Origin of the sequence: Paraburkholderia sp. BR14374, from assembly GCF_040948685.1 — a bacterium.
Classification (GTDB): Bacteria; Pseudomonadota; Gammaproteobacteria; order Burkholderiales; family Burkholderiaceae; genus Paraburkholderia; species Paraburkholderia youngii.
Genome location: NZ_JBFPKF010000063.1, coordinates 1 through 6,520, shown reverse-complemented (window position 1 = coordinate 6,520; position 6,520 = coordinate 1). Strand labels below are relative to the sequence as shown.

Annotated in this window: 3 protein-coding genes and 1 pseudogene; all 4 read left to right on the top strand. The window is 61.5% G+C overall.

All coding sequences use genetic code 11. The features are described from left to right. The coding region (locus AB3X86_RS37570; protein WP_368599833.1) for a YadA family autotransporter adhesin at positions 1–2,117 on the top strand (2,117 nt) is incomplete at its 5' end. Positions 2,118–2,205: 88 nt separating this feature from the next. Continuing rightward, entirely contained in the window at positions 2,206–2,964 is a 759-nt protein-coding gene (locus tag AB3X86_RS37565) for an OmpA family protein (protein WP_368599832.1), read from the top strand. A 1,128-nt stretch (positions 2,965–4,092) separates the two neighbouring features. Beyond that, positions 4,093–4,260 (top strand): annotated as a pseudogene (locus AB3X86_RS37560) (ESPR domain-containing protein); the annotation flags it as partial. 342 nt (positions 4,261–4,602) lie between these two features. Further along, positions 4,603–6,520: beta strand repeat-containing protein (locus tag AB3X86_RS37555; protein WP_368599834.1), on the top strand; the 1,918-nt coding region annotated here is incomplete at its 3' end.

The following is a 6,520-nucleotide window of genomic DNA, read 5'->3' as shown; positions in this document are numbered from 1 at the left end:
GCACGCGCATCACGAATGTGGCGGAAGGCGTGAACCCGGGCGATGCGGTGAACATGGCACAGCTGACCGAGACCAACACCAACGTGACGAACCTGGGCGACCAGGTGACCAACCTCGGTGACCAGGTAACGAACGTGTACGAGAACGGTACGAAGTACTTCCACGCGAACTCGACGGGGGCGGATTCGTCGGCGCTGGGTGCGGACTCGGTGGCGATCGGTATGGGTGCGGTGTCGAACAACGCGGGTGATGTCGCACTGGGCGCAGGCTCGGTGACGGCAGCCGCGGTGGGCACGGCGGGTGCGAGCATCGGCGGGACGGATTACGCGTTCGCCGGAGCGAACCCGGCGAGCACGGTGAGCGTGGGTAGCGTGGGTAACGAGCGCACGATCACGAACGTGGCCGCGGGTCGCCTGAGCGCGACGAGCACGGACGCGGTGAACGGCTCGCAGCTGTACGCCACGAACCAGCAGGTGGACCAGCTGAGCGAGGACATCCGTAATGGTGCCGGCGGCGGGACGGACGCGCTCGCGGTGCATTACGACGATGCCACGAAGGGCACGGTCACGCTGGGTGGTGATACGTACAACAGCACGACGCATACGGGCGGCACGCGCATCACGAATGTGGCGGAAGGCGTGAACCCGGGCGATGCGGTGAACATGGCGCAGCTGACCGAGACCAACACCAACGTGACGAACCTGGGTGACCAGGTGACGAACGTGTACGAGAAGGGCACGAAGTACTTCCACGCGAACTCGACCGGGGCGGATTCGTCGGCGCTGGGTGAGGACTCGGTAGCGATCGGTATGGGTGCGGTGTCGAACAACGCGGGTGATGTGGCACTGGGCGCAGGCTCGGTGACGGCAGCGGCGGTGGGCACGGCGGGTGCGAGCATCGGCGGAACGGATTACGCGTTCGCCGGAGCGAACCCGGCGAGCACGGTGAGCGTGGGCAGCGAGGGTAACGAGCGCACGATCACGAACGTGGCCGCGGGTCGCCTGAGCGCGACGAGCACGGACGCGGTGAACGGCTCGCAGCTGTACGCCACGAACCAGGCACTGGACCAGATCGGTAGCAACATCACGAATCTGGATCAAGGCGCGGTCAAGTACGACATCAACACCGATGGCACGGTGAACTACAACAGCGTGACGCTGGGTGGTGGCCGGTCGTCTGGCCCCGTTGTGTTGACCAACGTTGCCAATGGATCGTCAACTTACGACGCCGTGAACTACGGCCAGTTGGAAGCGCTGCAGACCCAGGTGACCAATGTCAACAACCGGGTCACCAACCTCGAGAACAACGGTGGCTCGGGGGGCAGCGGCGGTTCGGGTAGCAATCCGTACTTCAACGCAACGGATACCTCTTCGGATGATGGTGCTGTTGTCAACGCTGCGTCGCCGGGCGCCGGTGCGGGCAGTACTACGGCTGGTTCCGGTGCGGTGGCTACGGGCGACAACGGTACAGCAGTCGGTTCGAACGCCAACGCAGCAGATAGCGCAGTGGCAATGGGCGCAGGCGCCGCGGCATCTGCTGGTGCGGTTGCGGTCGGTCAGGGCGCACAAGCCACGGCTTCCAACTCGGTTGCCTTGGGTCAGGGTTCGGTTGCCGATCGGGAGAACACGGTTTCGGTAGGCTCCGCTACGAAACAGCGTCAGGTCACCAATGTCGCGGCTGGCTCGCAGGCAACCGATGCCGTCAACGTTTCGCAGCTCAAGACCGCGGTTGAGGGTCTGGGCGGCGGAGCCAGCATCGATTCGACGACCGGTGCGGTAGCCGGCCCGTCGTATCAGCTGTCGGGTGGCACGTACTCGAACGTAGGCGATGCCCTGTCGGGTCTCGACGACCGAATGAACGCTGCAGACCAGGCGATCAGCGATGTGGCCAAGGGCGCTTACTCGGGTATTGCCGCAGCCACTGCGCTGACGATGATCCCGGACGTCGATAAGGACAAGACGCTGGCGATCGGTATCGGTGGCGGGACCTATAAGGGCTATCAGGCTGTCGCGATTGGTGGTACGGCTCGCATCACGCAAAACATCAAGATGAAAGCGGGTGTTGGCATGTCAAGCGGCGGTACGACTGTCGGAGTGGGTGCCTCGTACCAGTGGTAACCGTTTAGTAGGAGAGGGGGTACGCCCCCTCTCGTATGCATCGAGTTCTTTAATCTTTTCTGCTTTCGCTTCAAGCGAATCTACAAATATGAAAAAGCACAATTTAATTTATCCACGCCTGGCATTGCTGGGCTCAGTATTGGGGCTTGTGGCGGCATGTACGACGCAATCGGGCCCGACCTACAACGCACATGCAATTGTTGCTCCAGACCAGAAAGCGCCGACTTATCGCGTCGAATGCAGCGGTCTGCTCGAAAGTTCGCAAACCTGTTTCAAGGTGGCGGCCGAGATTTGCAAGGACAAGCCGGTCACGCTGGTGGAGGCGGTCGATGGAGTTAGGTCTGGTGTCAATACAAAGAATCCGCGCGAGATTACTTTTATGTGTGGTAAGCCGGTTGAGGCTCAAGCCGCCCTCGCCCCCACCCCTGTGCCAGCACCCCAGCTTCAACCTCAACCGAAACCTGAGCCTCGAACTCAGTCTCAGGAGCGGCGCCAGATGCTGTTGCAAGGCGATGCGAATTTCGCCACGGATAGCGCTGTATTGAGTAGTGCGGCAAAAGCGAGCCTCGATAATTTCTTGCGTGTGAATGAGGGTATCAACTTCCGGCGTGTGACGATAATTGGTTACACGGATTCGACCGGCACACGGGCCCACAACCAGAAATTGTCGGAAGCGCGTGCCCAATCGGTCCTGAAATATCTGCGTAACCGTGGGTTGATGGCGCAGAGTTTCGTCGCCGAGGGCGCGGCCGCGGACGACCCGGTCGCTTCGAATGCGACGGCTGAAGGCCGCGCGCTTAATCGTCGCGTAGAGGTGCGCATCGTAGCGTCCGGAAATATCTCCTGAACGTCCGGATACAGTCTCTAACGCCGTTCGATCAAGTCCCAGTTTCAGGTATCGAATCGGTATAGCGAATCGGATTGAATTTGACGGCCATGGCGCCAATGTGCCCGGGTCGTTTCTTTTGCGTGCCTCGCATTGACGCAGTCCTGCGGGAGCATATCCCGCCCCAAGCCGGCTACTACATACGAAGCAAAGCGGAACCGCAGCGATTGCGCGCTCCCCCTCATGGCCGGAGGCTTTCAATGAGATGGATTTGCGATGTTGTCGGTGTAGTGCGCACGAACGTCGCGGCGACGTTTGCTTGACCTGTTGACTGGCAGGATGGCTGCGCCGCCGTTCGGCCCGAAGGGTGCGGGCCCTGTTAACGCGGCCGACTTTTGAACGGAGACAAATTATGCGTTGTTATGGGCAGCGTGAAGAACCATTACGCACTTACAACGATGATCGGCGGCACATACAACGAGAAACATGTCCGGCGAAATTGGGGGGAAGTGCTGGGTGTGAGCTGACGGGTGACTGGTGACTGAGTCAGGAAGATTGAACGACAGGTGAGCGTGGGTGGACATGCTGGGGCCAGCGGTACGGCCATCGATGAAACGGAGCAACGACAGTCCCACGGTGCCAGGCTCGACCCGCGGTGCTGACGCAGTCGCCAGGCAGTAAACACACGCAACATGACCGGGGACACGCGGATTTCCCTTGATGGTCCGCGTGCCATATCCCGACGGATCGTGCCCATACGGGACGTACACGCGGACCTGAAATCCCGTCACACGCAAACATACCCGATCGGTCAAGGTTTACCTCGCCGTGAAAGTCAGGGAGCCCGGTGTGGTCCCGCAGGCACGGGGCCGGAATAAACCTCCGCGTAGGTCTTCGACTGTTGTCACGTCACTGATTCATCACCTCAATAGTCCCTCAAAATTTGGGACTTGTCCTGGTTTGGGCTATGTCCAATCGGACTCAGCCTATACGGAAATGTTGTTCAATTTTTAAGATATGTCCATCGATTGATCAACTTGATGCGGCAGGAAATGAACCGGGCATTCGATTGATTTTCCAGTTTGTGCTTGAGATTTCAGCCGACCTTCAAGACCGCGATGATCGCCAAAGCGTTCGGAAAACTAATTAATGGATTTCGTTAACTTTCGAAAGGATGATGTCATGAACAAGTCGTATATCAGCGTCTGGAATGAAGCACTTGGTTCGTGGGTAGCAGCCTCCGAACTTGCCCCCGCACGAGGTAAATCGAGTCGGGCGTCGGCGGTCAAGATAATTGCTCTGGCTGCGTTCGTCGTGGCGGCACAGGCCGGTCATGCGAGCACTATCGCGGTGGGCGGCGTGGCGTGTGGCACTGGTGGCAATGGACCTGACGGCACGTCCTACGCATATAAGCCCATGGTCGACGGTGACGGAAACTGGTCGACGGTGGCGGGGTGTGGGGCCAATGCAAACAATGTCACGGCTGCAACGTTGTACGGGGCGAACACGACTGTTACCGGGAACTGGGGCACGGCTTTGGGCTTTGGTAGCGTCGCCGGGACCCTGGCGACGGCTGTAGGTGTCCAGGCGAAGGCGTCCGGTCTAGGCAGCAATGCGTTTGGCTACAACGCTGAAGCAGCGGGGATCGGTTCACTTGCAATGGGTACGGACGCCAGCGCAACGGAGGTGGATTCGGTAGCGCTGGGCGCAGGCTCGGTGACGGCAGCCGCGGTGGGCACGGCGGGTGCGACGATCGGCGGAACGGATTACGCGTTCGCCGGTGCGAACCCGGCGAGCACGGTGAGCGTGGGTAGCGTGGGTAACGAGCGCACGATCACGAACGTGGCCGCGGGTCGCCTGAGCGCGACGAGCACGGACGCAGTGAACGGCTCGCAGCTGTATGCGACGAACCAGGGTGTGACGCAGAACGCCGCGAACATCGCGGGTCTGGATGGTCGTGTGACGCAGAACACGACGGCTATCGGCAGCATGGATACGCGCATCACACAGAACGAGACGAACATCACGAGCATCGACGGTCGCGTGACGAACATCGAGGGTTCGGTGCAGAACATCGCGAACGACCTGAGCAGCGGCGTGGCGGGTCTGGTGCAGCAGGACGCAAGCACCCGCACCATCACGGTGGCGAAAGACATGGACGGCACGGTGGTGAACGTGGCGGGCACGGCAGGCGACCGCACGGTGACGGGCGTGGCCGCAGGCGCGGTGAACGCATCGAGCGTGGACGCGATCAACGGCAGCCAGCTGAACAACACGTTATCGAGCACGGCCCGGGCGCTGGGCGGTGGTTCGATCGTCAATGCGGATGGCTCGATCAGCGCACCGTACTACAGCGTCGGTGGCACGACGGTGCGTAGCGTAGGCGAGGCCGTCACCAACCTCGATGGTCGCACGACGCAGAACACGAACGACATCGCGCAAAACGCGAGCAACATCACGAACGTGCAGAACCAGCTTGCCGACGGTGGCGTGGGTCTGGTGCAGCAGGACGCAGGTACGAACGCGATCACGGTGGCGAAGGACAAGGCCGGCGCGATGGTGGACTTCACGGGTACGGACGGCGTTCGCACGCTGTCGGGCGTGAAGGACGGCGCGCTGTCGGCGGCGAGCAGCGAAGCGGTGAACGGCTCGCAGCTGTATGCGACGAACCAGGGTGTGGCGCAGAACGCCTCGAACATCGCGGGTCTGGACACCCGTGTGACGCAGAACACGACGGCTATCGGCGGCATGGATACGCGCATCACGCAGAACGAGACGAACATCACGAGCATCGACGGTCGCGTGACGAACGTGGAGGGCTCGGTGCAGAACATCGCGAACGACCTGAGCAGCGGCGTGGTGGGTCTGGTGCAGCAGGACGCAGGTACGAACGCGATCACGGTGGCGAAGGACAAGGCCGGCGACCTGGTGGACTTCACGGGTACGGACGGTGTTCGCACGCTGTCGGGCGTGAAGGCCGGGACGCTGTCGGCGACGAGCACGGACGCGGTGAACGGCTCGCAGCTGTATGCGACGAACCAGGGTGTGGCGCAGAACGCCTCGAATATCGTAGCCCTGGACGGCCGTGTGACGCAGAACACCTCGGCTATCGGTGGTCTGGATACGCGCATCTCGCAGAACGAGACGAACATCACGGGTATCGACAACCGGGTGACGAACGTCGAGGGTTCGATGCAGAACATCGCGAATGACTTGAGCAGCGGTGTGGTGGGCCTGGTGCAGCAGGACGCGGGCACGAACGCGATCACGGTGGCGAAGGACAAGGCCGGCGCGATGGTGGACTTCTCGGGCACGGACGGCGTTCGCACGCTGTCGGGCGTGAAGGCCGGGACGCTGTCGGCGGCGAGCACGGACGCGGTGAACGGCTCGCAGCTGTATGCGACGAACCAGGGTGTGGCGCAGAACGCCTCGAATATCGTAGCTCTGGATGGCCGTGTGACGCAGAACACCTCGGCTATCGGTGGTCTGGATACGCGCATCTCGCAGAACGAGACGAACATCACGGGTATCGACAACCGGGTGACGAACGTCGAGGGTTCGATGCAGAACATCGCGA

Coding starts and splice junctions, on each gene's coding strand:
- AB3X86_RS37565 (WP_368599832.1), top strand. CDS start 2,206: ATGAAAAAGCACAATTTAATTTATCCACGCCTGGCATTGCTGGGCTCA.